Origin of the sequence: Fictibacillus nanhaiensis, assembly GCF_023715445.1 — a bacterium.
GTDB lineage: Bacteria > Bacillota > Bacilli > Bacillales > Fictibacillaceae > Fictibacillus > Fictibacillus nanhaiensis_D.
This window is the reverse complement of sequence record NZ_JAMBOD010000002.1, coordinates 158,041-178,903: the sequence shown is the minus strand read 5'-3', so window position 1 is coordinate 178,903 and position 20,863 is coordinate 158,041. Positions and strand designations below refer to the sequence as shown.

22 protein-coding genes are annotated in these 20,863 nt (G+C 43.9%); 18 read left to right on the top strand and 4 right to left on the bottom strand.

Translation table 11 applies throughout. The annotated features are described in order from the left end of the window. Positions 1–105: 105 nt before the first annotated feature. Positions 106–1,770, top strand: a complete 1,665-nt coding sequence (locus M3196_RS08875) for a glycerol-3-phosphate dehydrogenase/oxidase (RefSeq protein WP_251321917.1) — start codon at positions 106–108, stop codon at positions 1,768–1,770. A gap of 292 nt (positions 1,771–2,062) precedes the next feature. Here M3196_RS08875 and M3196_RS08870 read toward each other — a convergent pair whose 3' ends face one another. Further along, positions 2,063–2,461, bottom strand: a complete 399-nt coding sequence (locus M3196_RS08870; RefSeq protein ID WP_251321916.1) for a DUF1722 domain-containing protein — start codon at positions 2,459–2,461, stop codon at positions 2,063–2,065. 21 nt (positions 2,462–2,482) lie between these two features. Beyond that, a complete protein-coding gene (locus M3196_RS08865) occupies positions 2,483–2,680 on the bottom strand; it encodes a hypothetical protein (RefSeq protein ID WP_066293868.1) in 198 nt (65 codons plus the stop codon). A 229-nt stretch (positions 2,681–2,909) separates the two neighbouring features. Here M3196_RS08865 and M3196_RS08860 point away from each other — a divergent pair, with 229 nt between their 5' ends. The 16 genes from M3196_RS08860 to M3196_RS08785 all read left to right on the top strand — a co-directional run bounded on the left by M3196_RS08860 (position 2,910) and on the right by M3196_RS08785 (position 18,927). Next, the gene (locus tag M3196_RS08860; RefSeq protein WP_066293866.1) at positions 2,910–3,284 is read left to right on the top strand and encodes an NADH-quinone oxidoreductase subunit A; all 375 of its coding nucleotides are present in this window, start codon (positions 2,910–2,912) and stop codon (positions 3,282–3,284) included. Beyond that, entirely contained in the window at positions 3,275–3,790 is a 516-nt protein-coding gene (locus M3196_RS08855; RefSeq protein WP_066293864.1) for a NuoB/complex I 20 kDa subunit family protein, read from the top strand. The genes M3196_RS08860 and M3196_RS08855 overlap by 10 nt, the downstream gene beginning before the upstream one ends. After that, positions 3,787–5,139, top strand: coding sequence for an NADH-quinone oxidoreductase subunit C (locus tag M3196_RS08850; RefSeq protein WP_251321915.1), 1,353 nt, complete (start codon positions 3,787–3,789; stop codon positions 5,137–5,139). Before M3196_RS08855 ends, M3196_RS08850 begins: the two co-directional genes overlap by 4 nt. Before the next feature lie 3 nt (positions 5,140–5,142). Further along, positions 5,143–6,243 carry an NADH-quinone oxidoreductase subunit D gene (locus tag M3196_RS08845; protein WP_251321914.1) on the top strand — a complete coding sequence of 367 codons (1,101 nt, stop codon included), beginning with the start codon at positions 5,143–5,145 and terminating at the stop codon, positions 6,241–6,243. Then, positions 6,243–7,244 (top strand): NADH-quinone oxidoreductase subunit NuoH, encoded by a 1,002-nt coding sequence (nuoH, locus tag M3196_RS08840; protein ID WP_251321913.1) that lies wholly within the window; start codon positions 6,243–6,245, stop codon positions 7,242–7,244. The genes M3196_RS08845 and nuoH overlap by 1 nt, the downstream gene beginning before the upstream one ends. A gap of 365 nt (positions 7,245–7,609) precedes the next feature. Next, on the top strand, positions 7,610–8,029 hold the full coding sequence (nuoI, locus tag M3196_RS08835) for an NADH-quinone oxidoreductase subunit NuoI (protein WP_077360573.1): 420 nt from the start codon (positions 7,610–7,612) through the stop codon (positions 8,027–8,029). Further along, complete coding sequence (locus M3196_RS08830; protein ID WP_251321912.1) at positions 8,026–8,538, top strand: NADH-quinone oxidoreductase subunit J; 513 nt, start codon at positions 8,026–8,028, stop codon at positions 8,536–8,538. The genes nuoI and M3196_RS08830 overlap by 4 nt, the downstream gene beginning before the upstream one ends. Continuing rightward, complete coding sequence (nuoK, locus tag M3196_RS08825; RefSeq protein ID WP_251321911.1) at positions 8,535–8,849, top strand: NADH-quinone oxidoreductase subunit NuoK; 315 nt, start codon at positions 8,535–8,537, stop codon at positions 8,847–8,849. Before M3196_RS08830 ends, nuoK begins: the two co-directional genes overlap by 4 nt. A 20-nt stretch (positions 8,850–8,869) precedes the next feature. Next, positions 8,870–10,750 (top strand): NADH-quinone oxidoreductase subunit L, encoded by a 1,881-nt coding sequence (gene nuoL / locus M3196_RS08820; RefSeq protein ID WP_251321910.1) that lies wholly within the window; start codon positions 8,870–8,872, stop codon positions 10,748–10,750. Then, positions 10,747–12,264: a complex I subunit 4 family protein gene (locus M3196_RS08815; RefSeq protein WP_251321909.1), complete on the top strand. Its 1,518-nt coding sequence runs from the start codon at positions 10,747–10,749 to the stop codon at positions 12,262–12,264. Before nuoL ends, M3196_RS08815 begins: the two co-directional genes overlap by 4 nt. Positions 12,265–12,267: 3 nt before the next feature. Next, positions 12,268–13,797, top strand: a complete 1,530-nt coding sequence (gene nuoN, locus M3196_RS08810; protein WP_251321908.1) for an NADH-quinone oxidoreductase subunit NuoN — start codon at positions 12,268–12,270, stop codon at positions 13,795–13,797. 486 nt (positions 13,798–14,283) lie between these two features. Beyond that, positions 14,284–14,517, top strand: a complete 234-nt coding sequence (locus M3196_RS08805; RefSeq protein WP_251321907.1) for a DUF1146 family protein — start codon at positions 14,284–14,286, stop codon at positions 14,515–14,517. Positions 14,518–14,623: 106 nt separating this feature from the next. Beyond that, positions 14,624–15,364 carry a YwmB family TATA-box binding protein gene (locus tag M3196_RS08800; RefSeq protein ID WP_251321906.1) on the top strand — a complete coding sequence of 247 codons (741 nt, stop codon included), beginning with the start codon at positions 14,624–14,626 and terminating at the stop codon, positions 15,362–15,364. A 30-nt stretch (positions 15,365–15,394) separates the two neighbouring features. Next, positions 15,395–16,705, top strand: a complete 1,311-nt coding sequence (gene murA, locus M3196_RS08795; protein WP_251321905.1) for a UDP-N-acetylglucosamine 1-carboxyvinyltransferase — start codon at positions 15,395–15,397, stop codon at positions 16,703–16,705. 131 nt (positions 16,706–16,836) lie between these two features. Continuing rightward, the gene (locus M3196_RS08790; protein ID WP_251321904.1) at positions 16,837–16,983 is read left to right on the top strand and encodes a lmo0937 family membrane protein; all 147 of its coding nucleotides are present in this window, start codon (positions 16,837–16,839) and stop codon (positions 16,981–16,983) included. 273 nt (positions 16,984–17,256) lie between these two features. Next, entirely contained in the window at positions 17,257–18,927 is a 1,671-nt protein-coding gene (locus tag M3196_RS08785; protein WP_251321903.1) for a M4 family metallopeptidase, read from the top strand. A gap of 82 nt (positions 18,928–19,009) precedes the next feature. Here M3196_RS08785 and M3196_RS08780 read toward each other — a convergent pair whose 3' ends face one another. Together M3196_RS08780 and M3196_RS08775 are read right to left on the bottom strand one after the other, a co-directional pair. Beyond that, positions 19,010–19,348, bottom strand: coding sequence for an RsiV family protein (locus M3196_RS08780; protein ID WP_251321902.1), 339 nt, complete (start codon positions 19,346–19,348; stop codon positions 19,010–19,012). Positions 19,349–19,395: 47 nt separating this feature from the next. Continuing rightward, positions 19,396–19,623 (bottom strand): hypothetical protein, encoded by a 228-nt coding sequence (locus M3196_RS08775; protein WP_251321901.1) that lies wholly within the window; start codon positions 19,621–19,623, stop codon positions 19,396–19,398. 195 nt (positions 19,624–19,818) lie between these two features. Here M3196_RS08775 and spoIID point away from each other — a divergent pair, with 195 nt between their 5' ends. Further along, positions 19,819–20,850, top strand: a complete 1,032-nt coding sequence (gene spoIID, locus M3196_RS08770) for a stage II sporulation protein D (protein WP_251321900.1) — start codon at positions 19,819–19,821, stop codon at positions 20,848–20,850. Positions 20,851–20,863: the final 13 nt, after the last annotated feature.

Below are 20,863 nucleotides of genomic sequence, written 5' to 3'. Positions count from 1 at the left end.
AAAATGACTCATCGGCCAAAACGGTGTGTTGCAGCGTAAAAATACGGGAAAACTACCCATAGCCTAAAAGTGTCCGACGGTTCTAGAAAAAGGAGTGAGAGGAAAATGACAGCAAGATTTTCAACCTTTAATAGAGAAGCAATCATTGAAAATATGAAAAATCAAAAGCTTGATCTACTCGTAATCGGTGGAGGAGTAACAGGAGCAGGAATTCTGCTTGATGCCCAGACGCGCGGTATGAGAGTGGGCTTGGTAGAGATGCAGGACTTTGCAGCGGGAACGTCCAGCCGATCTACAAAACTCGTTCACGGCGGATTGCGTTATTTGAAACAGTTTGAAGTGAAGCTCGTTGCCGAGGTCGGAAAAGAACGCGCCATCGTTTACGAAAACGCACCGCATGTTACAACGCCAGAATGGATGCTTCTGCCGATTTATAAAAATGGAACGTTCGGTAAATTTTCAACCTCGATCGGATTAAAAGTGTATGACTTCCTGGCTGGTGTAAAAAGAAGCGAACGCAGAAAAATGCTCTCCGCTTCAGAGACGTTAAAGCATGAGCCTCTTTTGAAAAAGAGCGGGCTTCAAGGCGGAGGATATTACGTTGAATACAAAACGGATGACGCCCGTCTGACGCTTGAGATCATGAAAGAAGCCGTGGCACGTGGTGCTTCTGCTGTTAACTATGCAAAAGTAACAAGTTTTATCTATGATGGTAAAAAAGCAGTCGGCGTAAAAGTGGAAGATCAGCTAACTGGCGAAGTTCATAAGATTTATGCCAGAAAAATTGTAAACGCAACAGGTCCATGGGTAGATGAGCTCCGCGCGGAAGACCGATCGAAAACGGGCAAAGAGATTCACCATACAAAAGGCATCCACCTCGTGATCGATCAGTCCAAGTTTCCGTTGAAACAGGCTGTTTATTACGATACAGAAGACGGGCGCATGGTGTTTGCAATCCCGAGAGCGGGCAAAACATATGTAGGAACAACAGATACGGATTATAAGGGTGACCTCGCAAATCCGGGTATGACGGAAGAAGATCTGGAATATGTGCTGAACACGATTTCGTTTATGTTTCCGGAAGTGAAAATCACACGTGATGCTGTGGAATCCTCTTGGTCAGGTCTTCGTCCATTGATTCATGAGCCGAAAAAAGGACCTTCTGAAATTTCAAGAAAAGATGAAGTCTTCCACTCTCCGTCAGGCTTATTGACGATCGCGGGCGGAAAACTTACAGGCTACCGTAAAATGGCGGAGAAAGTAGTAGATATCGTTGGTGATCAGCTTTCTGATGAAGAGGGCATGAAGTTTCCGGATTGCAGAACGCAGCATTTGGAACTGTCAGGCGGTAAAATGGGGGGAAGCGAAAACTTTGAAGCCTTTTTACGTACGAAAGTTCAAGAAGGTGCAGCGTTAGGTCTTGATGAAGATAAGGCAAAAGAGCTCGTTCAACGATATGGTACAAACATTGACCTTGTGTATGGATTCATGAGAGAACGCGGTGAAGAAGCGAAGAACTACAACCTGCCAAAAAGCCTTTATGCATCCCTTCTTTATGCACTGGAATACGAGATGGCCACTACTCCATCTGACTTCTTGATCCGAAGAATCTCAGCGCTATACTTTGACATCGATACGGTGTACAAGTGGAAGGAAAACGTCATTACCTGCATGGCTGATAAATTCAGCTGGAGCGAAGAGCAAAAGCGTGATCACGCAGGGGAATTTGAAGAACAGCTTCGCCTTTCAGTTGAACCGGTTAATGAATAACATAGGGCTATCCCGTACTGCGGGATAGCTTTTTTTATGACAAAAAAGATAGAGGGGTATTTCCACTGCAAAATTTGTCACAGCGTGTCGACTCGTGGTTATCTTCAAAATAATGTGGGATTATTTCGATTAACGTGAGAATAAATCGAATTAACGTGGGATTATCTGATTTATCGTGGGATTCCTTGTTAATATACCTAGTAAGGTATAGATAAAGAACAGTTTTGTTGCCCAAAACTTCCCTTATCTTAACATAACTAAAGGATGCCCCCGATTTAATTGGGTTGCATCCTCATTTTTTTATAAATGTAGATTGTTTTAAATAGTCAGATGGGTATTTTTGCAGCAGGTAGTGCATGTACAGGTGAATTTCATAAGGAATCTCATCAAAATGCTCATCCTCAGCATCCCTTAATTCATCCAGCAGCGAAAAAAATTGCTGTTTATCCGATTCATCTGCCGTTTTCTTAAAATAACCCCAGACATGTTCAAGTGTATTAATAAGTGCTTTTTTATCAAACGGTTTTTGTTTAAGCCTTACAATTCGTTTTTCGATTTCCATATAATCTTCTGCGGATTGTGCTTCTCTCATTTTCCCCTGAATATCTTTATAAAAGTTATATCCTTTGGCCATCACGGTATATTTTTCACTCGCCCAAAGCAGATCGGTCTCTTTGTTCAGTGAGATCACATCCTCTTTTTAGGCATTTTCTTAAATGAAAACGTAAAGCGCGAGTGCTATTAATGAGACAAGAATCAGCACAGCGTAAATCGCAGTTAAACGAAAGAGATTTTGTTTTGTTGAACTTCCGTATTTTTCATCCTGAGTCCTGGAGATCAAAATCGTTCCTACTAAACCAGCGATTGAAATGACAACAATTAAAAAATAAGCAATCCACCAAAAATCCATAATCTATCTCCCTCCTCTTTACACTTCTATCATACTGCTATCTTTCTATTATTCACATCAAAAAAATTTACAGGATTATGAACTTTTCTATAGAAAAATAAGGATAGAACATTTATTTAGTACAGGTAGGTAAGACAAAAAGGCATCGTCGACACAAAAAATGGAATTTGTTATAATTGAAGCGGTTACATAATTTGAAAAATTCTGAGTTTTTATGGGGGTAGTCAGAATGGATTTTTACAATTTATATCAGAACAATTACCTCATTGTGGCTGTATTTCTCTTTTTAGGGATTTTGTTGCCGGTTGTCGCTTTGACAGCGGGTCGATTGCTGCGACCTTATAAACCATCAGCAGAAAAATACACCACGTACGAAAGCGGAATCGAACCTTTTCACCAAAGCTGGGTTCAATATAATGTCCGCTATTATCTATTTGCGCTAATGTTCGTTATTTTTGATGTTGAAACGGTCTTTTTATATCCATGGGCAGTAGCTTATGAAGAGTTAGGGGTTTTTGCCCTGATTGAAATGGGAATTTTCGTTGTTCTTTTAACGTTAGGTCTCGTATACGCTTGGAAAAAGAAGGTGCTTAAATGGACATAAAATGGGAGCTTACGGCTGAAGAACGTTCAGAATTAGAACGCAACGTCTTTATGGTAACACTGGAACAAGTAAAAGCTTGGGCACGAAGCAACTCACTTTGGCCTCTGACATTTGGACTCGCATGCTGTGCGATCGAGATGATGGGAACGGGTTCTTCGCATTACGACTTAGATCGTTTTGGGAGCATTTTTCGGACATCACCGCGTCAGTCGGATGTAATGATCGTTTCAGGAACAGTTACGAAAAAAATGGCACCCGTGTTAAAAAGACTTTATGAGCAAATGCCTGAGCCGAAATGGGTTATCGCGATGGGATCTTGTGCAACAGCAGGAGGTCCATACATTAAATCATATGCCGTTGTAAAAGGGGTCGATCAGATCGTCCCTGTAGACGTGTACATACCAGGCTGCCCACCGAACCCAGCAGCGCTTATTTACGGCATCAACAAGCTTCAGGAAAAAATCCGTTATGAAGCGAAGACCGGCAAGAAGGTGATGAGCGAATGACAAAAGAGCATGATAAATCAAATGAAGGATTATCCATAGAAGGGCATAAGAAGAAAGCAGCCGCAGAAGCCAAGGCAAAGGCGCTCGAACTCGCAAAGCAGCGCCAGGCGGAAAAGGCGAAAGCGGCGGAAGAGCCAGCAGAAGAACAAGAGTTAAGCAAGGAGGAACTGAAAAAGAAAGCAGCCGCAGAGGCGAAGGCAAAGGCGCTCGAACTTGCAAAACAGCGTCAGGCTGAAAAAGCGAAACCAGCGGAAGAGCCAGCATCAGAACCAGAATTAAGCAAAGAAGAACTGAAAAAGAAAGCAGCCGCAGAAGCGAAGGCAAAGGCGCTCGAACTCGCGAAGCAGCGCCAGGCGGAAAAGGCGAAAGCGGCGGAAAAGCCAGGAGCGGAACCAGAGTTAAGCAAAGAGGAACTGAAAAAGAAAGCAGCGGCAGAAGCGAAGGCAAAAGCGCTCGAACTCGCAAAGCAGCGTCAGGCTGAAAAAGCACAAACCGCTGAAACATCAGAGCCTGCAGATGATCTTGCAAAAGAAAAAGCACGAGCTGCCGCAAAGGCAAAGGCCGCAGCAGCCGCGAAAGCAAAATTAGCAAGAGAAGCAAGCGGAGATGCAGCAACCGAACCTGCAGGTGACGATGAGAAGGCGAAAGCTGCAGCAAAAGCAAAGGCCGCAGCAGCCGCAAAAGCGAAGGCAGCCGCTGCCGTAAAAGCAAAAGCAGCGAGAGAAGCTGGGGGAGAAGCTCCAGCAGGTGACGACGAAAAAGCAAAGGCCATCGCAGCCGCTAAAGCAAAGGCTGCTGCCGCAGCAAAAGCGCGTGCCGCCGCAAACGCAAAAGGTGCTGCAGCAGAACCTGCAGAAGAAGAAAAACCATCTCCAAACCAGCCGATCCTCGATACCTACATAAAAGTCATCAAAGAGCACTTAGGGGAAGAGACTTTAGAAGATGCCTATATTAACAGACTCTCAAAAGACGTGCCGACATTAGTCGCCAAACCAGATATGTATTATAAAATTGCTGAGTTTTTAAAACATAACGATCAGCTTCGTTTTGATTATCTGTCCGAAATGCATGGGACAGACTTTGAAACGCATTTTGAAGTATATAACCACCTATATTCATATGTAAACCGCCAGTCAGTTGCACTAAAAGTAAAAATAGACAGAGAGAGTGCCACTACCCACTCTATTACCCCGTTATGGGCAGGCGCAAACTGGCCAGAGCGTGAAACGTATGATCTTTTAGGAATCCATTTTGAAGGTCATCCGAATTTAACACGTATTATGCTTCCAGATGACTGGGTGGGACATCCGCTGAGAAAAGATTACGAACCGCATGACGTGGAGGTGTAAAGAATGATCAGAACAGAAGAGATGCTCCTCAACGTCGGACCACAGCATCCGAGTACTCATGGCGTTTTCCGGATCGTGCTAAAGATCGACGGTGAAACGATTATAGAAGCTACACCTGTTATCGGCTATCTGCACCGCGGGACTGAAAAACTCGCAGAAAACTTGCAGTACACACAGATTATCCCGTACACAGACCGCATGGATTACTTGGCGGCGATGACGAATAACTATGTCATCTGTCACGCTGTTGAAACGATGATGAACCTTGAGATTCCTGACCGTGCCGAGTACTTACGGGTAATTGTGATGGAGCTTGGACGAATCGCGAGTCACCTCGTTTGGTTTGGTACATATTTACTCGATATTGGTGCAATGAGCCCATTCTTATATGCTTTCCGTGAAAGAGAAGCGATCATTAACATGCTGAACGAGATTTGCGGGGCGCGCCTCACGTTTAACTACATGCGTGTCGGCGGTGTGAAATGGGATGCCCCAGAAGGATGGATCGAAAAGGTTCGCGATTTTGTTCCATATATGAGAGAAGAGCTTGCAGGTTATCACGATCTTGTGACAGGAAATGAAATCTTCTTGAACCGTGTAAAAGGAATCGGCTATTACTCGAAGGAAGAAGCTCTTAACTACTCATTAAGCGGTGCAAATCTAAGATGTACCGGCACGAGCTGGGATCTAAGAAAAGATGAGCCCTATTCGATCTATGACCGCTTTGAATTTGATGTCCCTGTGTTTCATACAGGCGATGCATGGGCGCGTTACCAGTGCCGCATGCAGGAAATTGAGGAATCGTTAAAAATTTTAGAACAAGCTGTTGAACAATTCCCTGAAGAAGGTCCGGTAATGGCAAAAGTGCCGCGTATCATTAAGCCGCCAAAAGGGGAAGCGTTTGTCAGAATCGAATCGCCGCGCGGGGAGATCGGCTGCTATATCGCATCAGAAGGAAAAAAAGAGCCTTACCGTTTAAAGTTCCGCAGACCGTCATTTTACAACCTGCAGATCTTGCCGAAGCTTTTAGTCGGTGAGAATATTTCCAACTTGATTACGATTTTAGGCGGAATCGACATTGTGCTTGGGGAGGTTGATGGCTGATGATGGAGGATCTTTTATACGCACAGCCAGGCTGGACACATGTAGCCATCTTCTTCGCGCTCGGTGCAGCCTTGCTGGTTACCGTACTCGGCTTCGTAACATACGCGATCTTAGCTGAGCGTAAGGTGCTCGGTTTCATGCAGATGCGTACAGGACCGAACCGTGTTGGGGGAAGATTCGGTCTCCTGCAAACCGTCGCAGACGTTTTTAAGCTTTTGATAAAAGAAGACACCATTCCAAAGCTTGCAGACCGTCCACTTTTTATTTTGGCTCCGGTTATTGCGTTTGCTCCAGCATTCATGGTGCTTGCGACGATACCGTTCTCTGAAAACATGCAGTTCGCCGATCTTGGTGTTGGATTGCTCTATTATGTAGCCGTCTCAGGGATTTCAACGATCGGAATCCTTATGGGCGGATGGGCTTCGAACAACAAATACTCACTTTTAGGCGGTATGCGTGCAGCGGCACAGATGATTTCGTATGAGATTCCGCTCGTTATTTCGGTGATCGGCGTTATCCTATTTACTGGTAGTTTGAATTTGAACGATATCGTAAGAGGACAGGAAAATATTGCATACATCTTTTTAACACCGATCGGGTTCATCGTCTTTTTGATCTCCTCGATCGCTGAGCTGAACCGTACACCGTTTGACTTGCCAGAAGCAGAATCAGAGCTTGTTGCCGGTTATCATGTGGAATACTCAGGATTCCGCTGGGCGTTCTTCATGCTGACAGAGTACGTGTATCTGTTTGCTATGGCATCGCTGACCACCGTTTTGTTCCTCGGCGGATGGATGCCAATCCCGTTTTTAGGCTTCATCCCAGGGGTACTTTGGTTTGGGGTTAAATTCAGTTTGGTTGTGTTTTTCATGATCTGGATTCGCGGAACACTTCCTCGTCTGCGTGCTGATCAGCTGATGGGCTTTGCGTGGAAAGTACTTCTTCCCCTCGCGCTGCTGAATATTTTTGTGAGTGCGGCAGTGAAAGAACTATTTTTGTAAAAGAGCTCTTGGGGATTGCTTAACTGTGCTAACAAATTTACTTGCAATTAAGTTTTTTGTTATAACTTCATTGAAAGTTGATTGAAGCGCAAGGTGCGAGACTCCTGCGGGATCAGCGGGACAGGTGAGACTCCTAACGGCGCAAGGCGCAGAGGAGGCTCACCGCACGCCCCGCGGAAAGCGAGCAACCTGGAGCGGAAATCAACCTCTTTTAAGCTCATCAGCGTAAAGGGAGTGGATTTCCTAGCTTCAATGGGAAAATCACCAGCAATAGTCCAACAGAGCTAATAGACGAATAGATTTCCTACAAAACAAGCTCAGTCAGTTCAAGAGATAGACCAAAGCATAAGGAGCGTGATTTCAGGATGAAAGGTCTTGTGAAAGGTTTAAGCTATACCGTTAAGAACTTGACGAAGCAGAACGTGACGACAAGTTATCCCGACGTGCCGATCCAAATGCCTGACCGTTTCCGCGGTATCCAAAAATTTTATCCGGAAAAGTGCATCGTTTGCAATCAGTGCGCGCAGATTTGCCCGACAGACTGCATCCAGCTAACGGGTAAGCCGCATCCGGATCCAGCGAAAAAAGGAAAAATTATTGATACGTATGATATTAACTTTGAAATATGTATTTTGTGCGATCTGTGTACGGAAGTGTGTCCAACAGAAGCAATCGTTATGACAAACCAGTTTGAACTCGCCGAATACAGCCGTGATGATTTGTTTAAAAATCTGGAATGGCTGGATGAAAACGATGAGAACGTCAGAAAGGAGAACAAAGCATGACCGGTGAAATGATAGCTTTTTTTCTGCTAGCACTGACAGCGATTACCGGCGGTGTTCTTCTTATTAACCTGACAAATGTCGTACACATGGTTGTCGCTCTTATTTTTACGTTTATTGCGATCGCAGGCATTTACATTACGTTGTCTGCTGAATTCGTAGCAGTCGTCCAGGTGCTTATCTATTCCGGTGCCATTACGATCATCATGCTGTTTGGAATCATGCTGACGAGGCATCAGGAAAAAGAAAAGCGTGCACCGCGGCTGAAAATGATGCTGACAGGTCTTGCGATCGGCCTTTTCTTTCTGATTATGTACGGAAAGATCAAAGACTTGAACTTTGGCCAGCAGGATGCGGGGCTGCATATTGATAACACGAAAAAAATCGGGGTCGAGCTATACTCCCATTACGTGATCCCGTTTGAATTAACATCTGTATTGTTGTTGGTCGCATTGATCGGCTCCATCATCCTTGCGAAGCGCGAAGATGATGAGAAGGAGGCAAAAAAATGAGCTCTGTACCTTTAGCAGCTTACTTGATGCTTGCCTTGATTCTGTTCTGCATCGGTTTGTTCGGTGCACTCACAAAGCGAAACGCAGTCATTGTATTGATTTCAATAGAATTGATGCTGAACGCTGTAAATATTAATTTAGTAGCTTTTGCAAAATACTCGATTAATCCGGGAATGACCGGACAAATTTTCTCCTTGTTCACCATTACAGTAGCGGCTGCAGAAGCGGCAGTCGGACTTGCGATTCTGATTGCGCTCTATCGCAACAGACAAACGGTAAATGTGGATGAAATGGATACGATGAAGCGATAAGAGAGGAGATGGACGATACGATGTTGCAGATGAGTTGGCTTATACCATTATTTCCGCTTTTATCCTTCATTCTATTGCTGCTATTCAGAAAATCCAAAAGTGAGAGCACCGCTTGGATCGGGGTGCTTTTAACAGGACTTTCGCTCGTCATGTCCGTTGGCGTATGTCTTGCCGTTTGGCAGGGTGAGGGGATAAAGACGGAGGGAACGTGGTTTCAAATTGGAGAACGGGCGATCACGATGGGCTTTGAGGTGAATCCTCTTAATGCTCTCATGCTCGTAATCGTTTCACTCGTAAGTTTTTTAGTACACCTTTACTCAAAAGGGTACATGCACGGTGATGAACGGTTTGGGGTATTCTTCGCCTATTTAGGGTTGTTTTCCTTCGCGATGCTCGGACTGGTTCTTTCTCCGAATCTATTACAGCTGTATATGTTTTGGGAGCTGGTTGGACTGGGTTCCTTTCTATTGATCGGATTCTATTATTTTAAGCCGGAAGCAAAGGCGGCTGCGAAAAAAGCCTTCGTCATGACCCGTATCGGGGATGTTGGTTTATTTATCGGAATGGTTTTGCTATTTTGGCAGGTTGGCAGTTTCGAATATGACGAGATTTTTGCGACTGTAAAAAATGGCGATATCTCTGATGGGATGCTGACGCTCACGGCGCTTTGTATTTTTGTTGGAGCGGTCGGAAAATCGGGTCAGCTTCCGCTTCATACGTGGCTCCCTGATGCGATGGAAGGACCGACGCCGGTTTCCGCTCTCATCCACGCTGCAACGATGGTAGCAGCAGGGGTGTACTTGGTAGCAGCGATGTACCCGCTCTTTCAAGCGTCAGAAGCAGCATTAACCGTTGTTGCTGTCGTTGGCGGATTGACCGCAATCTTTGCAGCATCGATCGGTCTGATGCAAAAAGATATTAAACGCGTTCTAGCGTACTCCACAGTCAGCCAGTTAGGGTACATGATGCTCGCACTTGGTGCATCTGGCTATGTAGCAGGGATCTTCCACCTGACGACTCATGCTTTCTTTAAAGCATTGCTGTTCTTAGCGGCTGGAAGTGTGATTCATGCCGTACATACACAAAACATCGAAGAAATGGGCGGACTTTGGAAAAAGCTTCGGTTGACGGGGCCACTTTTTTTAATCGGGGCACTCGCGATCTCAGGCGTTCCGCTATTATCAGGATTCTTCTCAAAAGATGAAATTTTGGCAAGCACATATGCAGACGGCAAGTACGGTCTGTTCTGGCTGGCTGTCATCGCTGCATTCATGACTGCGTTCTACATGTTCCGTCTGTTTTTCCTAGTGTTTACAGGGGAAGCACGCCAAGAAAAGAAAGATGGACAGAAAGACGTTCACGAATCACCAAGTGTGATGACATTCCCAATGATCGTGCTAGGAGTGTTAGCAGTCGTTGCTGGTTATTTAAACACGACATGGTTTGGAACATTTTTATCTGATTATTTAGCGCGAGGACCCGTTGAGCTTCCGCACGGCGACCACCATGGACCTGTGTGGATTCCGCTTGTGGCAACACTGGCTTCCCTTTTAGGAATCGGTCTTGCTTATCTGATCTATCAAAGAGGAACGCTTTCAAGAGACTGGATTACTCGTTCATTCCCGGGACTCAGCGATGTGATCTACAACAAGTGGTATATCGATGAAGGCTATGATCAGACGGTTGTAAAAGGAACAACAGGGTTGAGCAAGCTAGGTGCCCTGTTTGACCGATATGTGGTTGAAGGCTTAGTTACAGCTGTAACAACCGGTGTTCAAAGACTTGGTAGAATCGGTTCCCGCCTGCAGAACGGCCAAGTGCAGTCATACGGTACAGCCGCCATCTTTGGAATTGTTATTTTATTGCTTATTGTGGCATTGACAGGGGGGTATTTCTCATGAACACATGGCTTCTTTCCATCTTGATCTTTTCCCCTTTGTTAGGTGTGCTGGTGCTTATGTTTATACCGTCCCATGACGAGAAATCGATAAAATGGCTCGGTGTTTTAGGAACACTTTTCCCTTTAGGGATTGCATTGGTTGTGCTCTCTGCCTTCAATATAGCTGAGGAAGGGCTGCAGCTGGCGGAAAGATTCAGCTGGATCTCCTATGAGGTTTTCCAGTCAAAGGGTGAAGTAAAGTACCCGATCTTTTATGAAGTAGGGGTAAACGGGCTATCGATGGTGCTGATTTTATTGACGGCTGTCGTGTCTGTCCTCGCTGCGATCGCTTCGTTCTCTATCAAGCAGAATTGGAAAAGCTACTTCATTTTGTTTTTCCTGCTGGAGATGGGGATGCTCGGTGTGTTTGCCGCACAAAACCTGTTTCTGTTCTTTATTTTCTTTGAGATTACGCTGATCCCGATGTTCTTCTTAATCGGACGCTGGGGTTACTTAGAAAGAGAAAAAGCAGCCTACAGCTTTTTGATCTATAACGGTGTCGGTTCAGCTATTCTGCTTATCGTGTTCGTTGCGCTGTTTATGAAAACAGGAACGATGAACTTTGAACAGCTCGCTTACACGCTCTCTCTGCCGCAAGCGGAGCTGAATCAATTGTTCATTACGAAGGGCTTTAAAATGGGGATGCTGATTGCGTTATTGATTGCATTTGCGGTTAAGCTGCCGGTTTTCCCGCTGCATTCCTGGATGGTCCGTGTGCACGTTCAGGCACCGCCAGCGATTGTTATGATTCACTCAGGCATTCTTTTAAAAATTGGAGCATACGGAGTCATCGTCTTTGGAGCAGGCATGTTCCCTGAGCAGTTCAAGTCACTTGCGTTTATCATTGGGCTCTTCGGTGTAATCAACCTGCTTTACGGAGCGTTTTTAGCTTTAACGCAAACGGATGTGAAGCGTGTGCTTGCTTATTCTTCCGTTTCCCACATGGGGATTGTGCTGATCGGACTTGCGGCTGTCAACGAATCAGGTATGACGGGAGCGGTTTTTCAAGTTGTCTCTCACGGATTGATCTCAGCATTGCTGTTTTTCCTCGTTGGCGCATTGTACGATCGTGCTGGAAGTTCGGAATTAAGCGCATTTGGCGGAGTAGCGAAAAGGATGCCGATTCTGGCGGGTATCTTTCTGGCTGGCGGTCTCGCATCACTGGGTCTGCCGGGAATGTCCGGCTTCATCAGCGAATTCATGGCGTTTTTAGGTTTATTTGAAAAAATGCCGGTCTTAGCTGCTGTCGGAACGCTGGGACTTATCTTAACAGCGGTTTATGTATTAAGAGCCGTTTTAGCCATCACGTTTGGCGCTGAAAAAGACCTGCATAAAGCGGACGATTTATCTTCGTCAGAGCGGATTCCGGCTTTTGTTCTACTAGCAGCGATTTTATTTATCGGAATCTATCCAGCGTGGTTAAGCGATATGCTCCGTCCAACATTAGATGCCATACTGCTAGGGTTAGGGGGCTAATCGATGGATCTAGATACGTTATTATCCTTTAAATGGAGCGTCATGGCTCCCGAGTTTATCATTCTTGGCGTAGCAACGCTATTGTCGCTGATCGACCTTTTTATGAAAAAAGAATCCAGCCGGAAACCTTTAGCCTGGCTTGCAGGAGCGGGTGTGCTCGCTGCACTTGTGGCGATCTTTATGCAGCTGGATTTAGAAGTAACGTCTATTCTTTACGATACGTACAGATTGGATTCATTTTCAAAAGCATTTAAGATTTTGCTGCTGCTCGGAACGCTGCTTGTTTTGGTTTTAGCAGCAAGCTACAAAAAAGAAGATATTGAAGAGAACCGAGGAGAATTTTATTATTTGCTCCTTTCTGCTTTATTAGGGGCGATGATGATGGCTTCAAGCGCAGACTTGATCACCTTGTTCGTCGGACTCGAACTTCTGTCTTTGTCTTCATATATCATGGCAGGACTTGAAAGACGAAATAAACGGAGCAATGAATCAGCGTTTAAATATGTCGTTTCTGGAGGAATTGCAACGGCGATCACCTTGTTCGGGATAAGTTATGTTTTCGGCCTGACAGGTGAAACGAACTTGTTCATGATCGCTCAGAATATGCAGGAACCAGAATTATTGAAGCACGGTTTCTTGCTAATGTTTGCTTTCATCATCATGTTTGCCGGTCTAACGTTTAAAATTGCGGCAGCACCCCTCCATATGTGGGCACCAGATGTGTATGAGGGAGCGCCGGTTCCTGTTACGGCGTTTTTGAGCGTTGTATCCAAAACAGCAGGCTTTGTCATTTTACTGCGGGTCATCATTATCACATTTATCGCAGCTCCTGGGATTAACAGTGACAATATATTGCTGCAAGTTCAGCCATATATAATGGCACTGGCAGCGGCAACCATGATTATTGGAAATGTAACGGCATTGAGACAGAGAAACATTAAGCGGATGTTTGCTTATTCTTCCATTGCCCAAGCGGGTTACATTTTAGTTCCGTTCGTATCAAATTCGTCATTGTTGTTTGAACTGATCTGGTTTTATCTTTTAGCTTATTTGTTCATGAATATCGGTGCATTTACCATTATTCAGATTCTGACTGCTCAAGAGAAATCAAATGACATTAGTATTTTCAGAGGGTTGTTTAAACGATCACCGTGGCTCGCTGTACCGATGACGTTCTTCCTGCTGTCGCTCGCTGGAATTCCAGTAACAGCTGGATTCGTTGGGAAGTTCGGAATCTTTATGGGTGCTTTAGGCCTTGAGCCTGCTCATTATTGGCTTGCAGCTGTGATGATGGCAACGACCCTCGTATCTTATCTGTATTACTTTAATGTCATTGCGGTCATGTTTTTCCGTGACGGAGAAGGAGCGAAGGTTTCCGTTCCATCAGGTATGGCAGCTATCTTAGCCTTTTGTGCCGTTTCGACAATCGTCTTAGGCGTAATGCCGGATCTTGCACTTGATTTCTTTTATGGGAACTTCGATATCAACGAATTTTTCATGAATATAGAAGCGGTTGATACACATACGCACTAAAAATTTATATAGTAAGCTGGCTCACTGAGGTTTTCTTCCTTGGTGGGTCCTTTTTTATGTTCAATTTAGAAGGCGCAGATGCAGGCTGGTGTCGAAAATTCGATATATTGAAAATAACGTGGATTATGACCGGTTAACGTGGGTTTTTTTAAATTAACGTGGGATTCCTTATAGAGAATTAATATAGCAGTTTAAGCGTTTGCTTAAAATGGACAGACCACGTTGAAATCTTACTCACAGGCACACCCCAATTTCGAAGCTCGAAAATCCGATAAAAATGAGCCGAAACTACCGTAACACAGCCCATTTTTATACGACTATATTAGATGTAGCGAAAATTTAGTTCACGATTCGTTACAACTTTATGAACGATTGATAAGTAAGGGCTTTCATTACAAAAAAGTAGGGATAAAGTAACTTTTTTAAATGAGAAGAAAGAATTATGATTAAAGATGTCGAAATATGTAATAGGGGGTAAGTTTTTTTATGATTCCAATCGGACAACAAGCTTTATTACATATAATCGTACATTTATTGTTTCTTGTTATTGCCTGGTGGGCAATGCAGGCGGTTCATTTTGACAAATGGATCAAAAAAGGGAAAATCATGCAGGCGAGGGTGCTTTACATTTTAATGGTAATCAGCCTCACTAGTTTAGCCAGTGATTTCTTTCTAAAGTATCTACAGTATTCCACGAATCTCGGTCAATTATTTGAATGATTACGTAACGGATTTCCATTACCGAATTGTCGGAATATGACTACAAGTTCCACGGATATCCTTTCTCTCATTGGCAACAATGAGAAATAGAGAGGATGTGTTGGGGATGAAAAAATGGACAATGACGATTACAGCGATTTTGCTACTTATTTTTATCACATCTGGATATGCAAAAGACGATAAAACAAATGAAGTTGCACATATAATAAATGTTTTAAACGAAAATGGTGCAAAACCTGACAAATGGACGATGTATTTTCGAGGACAATTAGGTTTTACACCTAAAGGACTAGGGTATTTAAAACAAGCAGAAGCGCTTAAGCGAAATTATCCTGAATTTAGCTGGGTGGTAGGAAAAGATGATAACGGCCATTACAAAATGACCGGGCAGTTTCAGCATGATCTTGGTGTTACTGAGAAGGTGACCGTCATTACATACCCCCAAAAAAATCAATCAGCATCGTATTTTATCTATGCGGTTGAAGGACTTGTAAATACAAATCAAAACTGGAAGGAAATCCAGGCATTAATTGATGACCGTATTGAAGATTCTGTTGGAGGGAATCCCAAAATTTTCTCTTGTGTTACCGGTACATACGGTGATAAAATGGTGGTTGATTTGTATTCACAAGCAAATGAATTGGTACAAGCCTTTTCTGGTGTTCCTGTAGAGGAACTGAAGGAAGAGACGTTTGTGTCACTATCTGCATATACTGAGCAGTGGGAACAAGCGATTTATACCGGTCATCAAAATAAAATGAATCTTCAGGTTGCACTAAGAACTGAAGGATTGGGCAGTAAAACTACTGTCACAATTGGCACACCAATAATAACGTCTGAATATTAATATACAAATTGGACGCGGAGGGGAATATCGTTGGAAAAAATCATTGTCCGTGGTGGTAGGCGGTTAGAGGGCTCTGTACGAGTTGAAGGAGCTAAGAATGCCGTACTTCCTGTCATCGCAGCATCCATTTTAGCCAGTAAAGGCACGAGCACTATTAAAGAAGTGCCGACCCTTGCTGATGTGTTTACGATTAATGAAGTATTACGCTATTTAAATATTGATGTAGCTTTCGAAAATGGGGAAATCCAAGTAGATGCTACAAATGAATTAAAAACAGAAGCACCATTTGAATATGTTCGTAAAATGAGAGCATCATTCCTTGTAATGGGACCTTTGCTTGCTCGTGTAGGACTATCCCGTATTGCACTTCCTGGAGGATGCGCTATTGGATCACGTCCGATCGATCAGCACCTTAAAGGTTTCGAAGCAATGGGTGCTACCGTTAAAATCGGTAATGGCTTCATCGAAGCAAGAGTAGATGGACGCTTGCATGGAGCTAAAATTTATCTGGACTTCCCGAGTGTAGGAGCAACTGAGAACATCATGATGGCTGCAACACTTGCAGAAGGAACAACTGTTATTGAAAATGCTGCTAAAGAACCAGAAATCGTATGTTTAGCTAACTACCTGAATGCGATGGGCGCGACTGTAATCGGTGCAGGTACAGGCACAATCCGCATTGTCGGCGTTGAAGAGCTTTATGGCGCTGAGCATGCTGTCATTGCAGACCGTATTGAAGCTGGAACCTATATGGTAGCTGCAGCAATCACACAAGGTGACGTGTTAATTGAGAATGCGATTGCAGAACACTTGCGTCCTTTAATCGCAAAAATGGAAGAAATGGGTGTTCACATTCATGAAGAAGGCCAAGGACTTCGTGTTCGCGGACCTCAAGAATTAAAGCCTGTTGATATCAAAACTATGCCTCACCCAGGATTCCCGACTGATCTTCAATCGCAAATGATGGCGCTATTGCTTCGTGCGAACGGAACAAGCGTTATTACGGAAACAGTATTTGAAAACCGCTTCATGCACGTGGAAGAATTCCGCCGTATGAATGGTGATATTAAAATCGAAGGCCGTTCTTCTGTAATCAATGGACCTGTGAATCTGCAAGGTGCTGAGGTAGCTTCAACTGACCTTCGCGCAGGTGCAGCTTTAGTACTTGCTGGGCTTGTTGCAGAGGGTTATACCCGTGTTACTGAGCTGAAGCATATCGACCGTGGATATGTTGATTTTACTAGTAAACTGGCTGCATTAGGTGCTGACATCGAGCGTGTAAACGAAGATGTAAAAACCACACCAGTGAAAGAGCAATCATTAAAAAGTAATTTAGCATAATATCATTAATCCAAGAACCCTTGAATGAGAGGGTTCTTTTCATTATTTCAAGCAAAAGTCGTTTATAAAAAATGGGGTTCGGGAATTCTATAACTAATTGTACGAATACAATTTGAAAGGATGTCGAACTCATGCTTTGGACAATCGTTGCTATATTATTAGTACTCTGGTTATTAGGTTTTCTTTTCGACGTCGCAGGCGGAATCATTCATATTCTACTCGTCATCGCTGTGATCGTTTTCCTACTGAATTTTTTTAAAGGCAGAAAAATGAAATAGCTGAAGAAAAAAAGCTGGCCGGTGTGGCTAGCTTTTTTTATTGGATTCTTGGATTAGCTATATTGTGCATACCTCCACTTTAGGAAGCGATTCGTCATGGAACGCTTATTTTTTTTGGTTTCCTAGTCCCAATAACCTATTTTTTTGAAAATAAGTTTTTAATTGGTACATTATAATCAAAATTTTTTAAATAGTTTGAAAATAAAATAATTGATGGTAATATAAATCCACTGGCTTGAAAAAAATTACATAAGTAAAGGGGATTGAAAAGGGATGAATCATAAGAAATTAGCAGTATGGGGTTTAGCATTGGGGTTAGCAGTAAGTCCGCTTGCAGGGGGACAAGCGTCAGCAGAAGCACCACTTAATGTTTTATCAACAAAGCAGTTTAACAGTTTAACGGGTACGCCTTCATTCGTATCTGGTAAATTATCTGAGGCTTCAAGTAAATCTGCTAAAGAAGTGGTTCTTGCTTATCTTCAAAAAGAATCCCGGACATTCAAATTGGGCAGCCAAAAAGCTGAAGAAGCATTTTCAGTAAAATCTGTTACGAAAGATGAGCTGGGGCGCCAAATGGTTCGCCTTCAGCAAACATATAAAGGAGTTCCAGTTTGGGGATCTACACAAGTAGCGCATGTGAACGATAAAGGAGAGCTTCTTGTGTTCTCTGGAACAGTGGCTCCAAATCTTCAAGAAAAAAAAGGACTAGCTTTCAGCAAAAAGATTCCTGCATCTAAAGCGATCCAGGTCGCTGTAGCAGACTTAGGTTTCACGCCAGAATATGAAGCAGATCCAACTTCAGATTTGGTAGTTTACACACAAGGCAGCGAGGCAGTATACGCATATCTCGTTAACTTGAACTTCTTATCTCCTGAACCAGGAAACTACAATTATTTTGTTGATGCGCAAACAGGTAAGATTCTTAACTCTTATAATGACTTAGATGAAGCAAATGGCGGACATAAAGCACCTCCTGGAGGCGGCGGTACGCTGGTCGGCACTAACGCTGTAGGCTCAGGAACGGGTGTACTTGGGGATTCTAAGGCGCTTAACACTTTATTATCAAACGGAACTTACTACCTGCAGGATAATACGAGAGGCAACGGCGTATTCACGTACGATGCTAAGAATCGCCAGCAGCTTCCGGGCAGCCTTTGGGCAGATGCGGATAATCAATTCCACGCCGCTTATGATGCAGCTGCTGTAGATGCTCATTACTATGCTGGAGCAACTTATGATTATTATAAGGAAGTATTTAACCGAAACTCTTATGACAATAAAGGTGCGGCGCTTAAGTCATCCGTTCACTACGGCAGAAACTACAACAACGCGTTCTGGAACGGTCAGCAGATGGTATACGGAGATGGTGACGGGTCAACCTTCATCTCACTATCTGGCGGACTTGATGTTGTAGCGCATGAATTAACACATGCTGTAACAGACTTCTCATCTGATCTTATCTATCAGAATGAGTCAGGTGCTCTAAATGAAGCGATGTCTGATATTTTCGGAACACTTGTTGAGCATCACGAAAATAACAACCCGGATTACGAGATCGGTGAAGACATCTACACGCCAGGAACGGATGGCGATGCACTTCGTTCCATGAGTGATCCGACTAAATACAATGATCCTGACCACTATTCTGTTCGCTACACAGGAACAGGTGACAACGGCGGGGTTCACATCAACAGCGGTATCATCAACAAGGCAGCCTACTTGCTGGCAGTTGGTGGAACGCATTATGGTGTAATAGTTCCTGCGATCGGAAACGATAAAGTTGGAGCGATCTACTACAGAGCAAACACCGTTTACTTAACGGCTTCTTCTAACTTCAGCCAGGCAAGAGCGGCTCTCGTTCAGGCTGCAGCTGATCTATACGGTGCAACATCAGCAGAAGTAAATGCTGTTAACAAGTCATACGACGCAGTTGGCGTAAACTAAATCACTGATAAACCCTGATCTTCAACTTGAGGTCAGGGTTTTTTTTTGCGGTCTTCCATGAGATAAACAGCTGTTTACATGATTACAAACTATTCACTGCCATCTTTCCAAGCGGTCCGTTCTCATCAATAATTTCCTGAATATCAAAAACCGAGATAACAAACATCGGAAAGCCGAACGCGTAGGCTGTAAGGTCATACAGCTGAAAATAGATGACGAGCGCTTTATCGGCAATGTAGTAATCTTGATCGGGGCTGATGCTTTTAAACGGTTCCAGTGTGACAATCTGCTGCTGTTTCATTTGTTCTTTTATGATTCGGTTCAAAACCTGTACATAATTGCTGCCTGGTTTAAACAAATCTTTCAACGGATATGCTCTGCCTGTTGTCAGGTCCCATGTTTGCGATTTGATATACGTCATCCCGTGTGCCGCCATAGGTGTATAGCCATAGTTTAAGAAACCGATGCTCAGGTGTTTTTTTCATTTGTTTTTACACCAAACTCTCCATACATGCCGGGCCGCGCTTCCGGATTTTGCATTTGCTGCAGCTGCTGGTTGATCTGAATGATCTGCTGATTCACTTGCTGCTGAATCCGAGGATTAATCCGTCCTTCTATCTGCGGATAGTAAATTCTTATTTGGCCAGGGGAATACGTAAGTGTCCTGACGAGAACTGGAGGCAGAAAATTATCCATGCTGCTCACCCTTTCATTGGGTCTCACTATAATCTATGCCTTGAACAGCTTGTAGCAGACGGCTTCAAAACAAAACTTGTAAACCGCACATAACGAGCACATTTCAATTGTAAAAAATACTAGTTTTCATGTTCTAAAGGCTCTCCATTTTGTATAAGTTGTATGGTAGAAAACAAAATAGGAGGGCATTGAAACGTGAATGTGAAAATCAAGCCACTGATCTGGATTCTAGCCATTTTTGTAGCCATAATCGTCCTGCTTCCCGCCATACTCGTGCTACCATTTTCGTCAGCGCCCCCTGAATGGAAAGAAGAGAATCAGGCCCGGCCATCTGAGAGAATGCTAGCTTTGGAAATTCCGCATTCGGACATCGTCGTCCCTGTATTCCGGACATCCAAGGATACAGTCGAGAATATTCCGCTAGAAGAGTATGTAGCAGGTGTCGTTGCCTCTGAGATGCCGGCAGAGTTTGAGCTCGAAGCGCTGAAAGCACAAGCCTTAACCGCTAGAACGTTTATTGTAAAAGCTATGCTTAACCCTGGGAAAGATGATAGTTTACCAGAAGAAGCCGTTGTAACGGACACGATCATGCATCAGGTGTACAAAGGAAACGATGAACTAGAGGCACTTTGGGGTGACGATTTTAACGAAAAACTCGCAAAGATCGTTGAAGCCGTTACCGAGACAAAAGGACAGATCTTAACGTATGAAGGAGAGCCGATCCAAGCAAGCTTCTTCTCTACGAGCAATGGGTTTACCGTTAATTCAGAAGACTATTGGAAAAATAAATACCCGTACTTAAGAAGTGTAGAAAGCCCTTGGGATAAGAAGTCGCCAAAGTATGTGCAGACCATTAAGCTGCAAGTTAGAACCGTTGAGGAAAAGCTGGGTGTTTCGATCAAAAAGGACGGCAAGGTTGGTAAGGTTGTCGCAACAACGAGCGGGAAACGGATAGGCAAGTTCGCAATCGGGAAAAAAGAGTTTACCGGAAAAGAAATACGAGAGAAGCTGGAACTCCGCTCAACCGATTTTCAAATGGAGAAACAGGGCAAACAGATCACCATCACCACAAAAGGCTATGGGCACGGGGTGGGGCTCAGCCAGTACGGTGCAAACGGGATGGCGAAGGAAGGCAAATCATATAAGGAAATCGTAAACTATTATTATAAGGGGATCGAAATAACAGATTACAAGCCGCTCGCTGACAAAGGATTAGCTTTAAAGTAAATTGTGTGGAAAT